Raw genomic sequence first — 2356 nt, forward strand, 5'->3', positions numbered from 1 at the left:
TCAGCATCTTAGAATACTAGCTTCAGGAGTTTTATATTATGTTAAGTTTTGATGAAAGAGTTATTCCCTTAGATGCATGGATCACAAGCCTTGTTGACTGGTTGGTAGAAGGGTATCGATGGTTTTTTCAGATGATAAAATGGCCCGTAGACTTCATTTTATCAAGTGTGTCAGATGGACTTCTGGCAACTCCACCTCTACTTGTTATCGCACTGTTTGGCGTCATTGCTTGGCGGGTGTCAGGTTTCAAACTTGCTGGTTTTACGCTTGCATCGTTGATTCTCATTGGTCTGCTTGGTTTCTGGTCTGAAACCATGATAACCCTCGCCATGGTATTTTCATCTGTTGTGTTCTGTACTGTTGTTGGAGTGCCATTTGGTATATGGGCTGGACGCAGTGATCGTGTTAATAACATTCTCCGACCCATTTTGGATGCGATGCAGACAACGCCAGCCTTTGTCTATTTGGTACCTATTGTGATGCTTTTTTCAATTGGCAACACAGCAGGTGTTCTTGCAACCATCATTTTTGCCCTGCCACCGTTGGTTAGATTAACCAGTCTCGGTATCAGGCAGGTACACCCAGAGTTAGTCGAGGCTGCGCTCGCCTTTGGGGCAACAAGCTCGCAGGTTTTACTTAAAGTTCAGATACCACTTGCTCTTCCGACCATCATGGCTGGCCTTAATCAGACCATCATGATGTCGCTCTCCATGGTGGTTATCGCCGCAATGATTGGCGCAGGAGGCCTCGGGGCACCTGTCGTTCTGGGCTTAAATACACTTGATATTGGTTTGGCCACGGTTGGCGGTCTTGCGATTGTTTTATTAGCAATCATTTTAGATAGAATCACCCAATCAATGGCAACCCCAAAAAATAAGGACGTAAAATGATACTTAAAAAAGTAATACTGGGCGCAGCTTTAGCTGCAATCACAATGACGGGGTCAGTAGCTCTTGCTGATACTCTCAAGCCAGGAGAAGGCATAACCGTTAAACCAGCTCGAGCAACATGGGACACTGGTTTTTTTCAGGAAGCGCTTGTACGACGAGGTCTTGAGACTTTGGGGTATGATGTTGAAAAGCCCAAAACTCTGGTCAATCCCATTTTTTACAAAACTGTCACTCTCGGTGATATTGATTATTGGACCAATGGTTGGTTTCCAATGCATAACGATCAACTACCGAAAAACTTCGATAAAAAAGCTGAAAAGATTGGTTATGTAATGAAAGCCGGTGGTCTGAGTGGCTATTTAGTGTCTAAAAAAGAGGCAGATAAATATAATATTACCTCCCTTGAAGATTTTAAACGCCCTGAGGTGAAGAAAGCCTTTGATACCAATGGTGATGGCAAGGCCGATCTGACTGCCTGCCCCCCAGGCTGGGGATGTGAAAAAATAATCACTCATCATATGGACGTATATGGTCTCAAAGATGCTATTAATCCTGTGAAAGCGGCATATGCAGCAGGAATGGCATCGGCGATGGCGGGTTATAAAAATGGTGGACCAATCTTCTTCTATACTTGGGCACCAAATTGGACCATTTTTAAACTGAAGCCAGGCAAGGACGTTGTGTGGATCAACGTGCCTGAAATCAATCCGACCAAAGCGCAAAGTTCTGCTGTTGAACGAATGACGATAAAGGGACTTGAAGGCGCAGTTTCTGACCCGGTAAAACTTGGTTTTGTTGCTTCTGACATCCAGGTCGTCGCCAACAAAAAATTCACCAAGCAAAATCCGGCAGCTAGGAAATTTTTTGAAGTATTTACCCTGCAGCTTGCCGACGTCAACGAACAGAATACTCGGATGAACGATGGCGAAAAGAGTGAACAGGACATTCAACGCCACGTAGATGCGTGGATTGCCAAAAACCAAGATCAATGGAACGGTTGGCTGACTGAAGCACGTAATGCTGCTAAATAGTCTCAACCTGCAATAGCTTATTGGTAACCCGGAGCACACATACAGTGCTTACGGGTTATTTTTTATTCAAACCCCCAAGTGTTTAGTAAAACGTATGTCAGCGTTTTAAAAAAAGAGGGCAAAGCTGATAATGATATAGCCCTTTATGAGGCAATGATGCTTTTTAACAGAACAAGCCTAAGTTCTTATCATACTTTTTAAAAATGCTTTCAAATTCAACATATTATTTAAAATATAACCTAAAAAATGAATGTGCTTATTTATGCCCAAAGGTACAGGTCTATTATTGGTAATTATTTAAAGATAATGACCCAATCTATGGCAACAAAAAAATAAGGAACGAAAATGAAAATTAAGAAAGTAATAATGGGTGTCGCTTTAGCTGCAATGACCATGACAGGGTCAGCAGCTCTTGCCGATAATCACCAGCCAGGT

Annotated in this window: 2 protein-coding genes; both read left to right on the top strand. The window is 42.7% G+C overall.

Annotated features, from left to right (window positions below; translation table 11 throughout):
* Positions 1–38: 38 nt before the first annotated feature.
* Entirely contained in the window at positions 39–890 is an 852-nt protein-coding gene (locus tag CXF78_RS20550) for an ABC transporter permease (protein WP_102037801.1), read from the top strand.
* The gene (proX, locus tag CXF78_RS20555) at positions 887–1921 is read left to right on the top strand and encodes a glycine betaine/L-proline ABC transporter substrate-binding protein ProX (protein WP_102037802.1); all 1035 of its coding nucleotides are present in this window, start codon (positions 887–889) and stop codon (positions 1919–1921) included. The genes CXF78_RS20550 and proX overlap by 4 nt, the downstream gene beginning before the upstream one ends.
* Positions 1922–2356: the final 435 nt, after the last annotated feature.

This window comes from Shewanella sp. 11B5 (genome assembly GCF_002836795.1).
Lineage (GTDB): Bacteria > Pseudomonadota > Gammaproteobacteria > Enterobacterales > Shewanellaceae > Shewanella > Shewanella frigidimarina.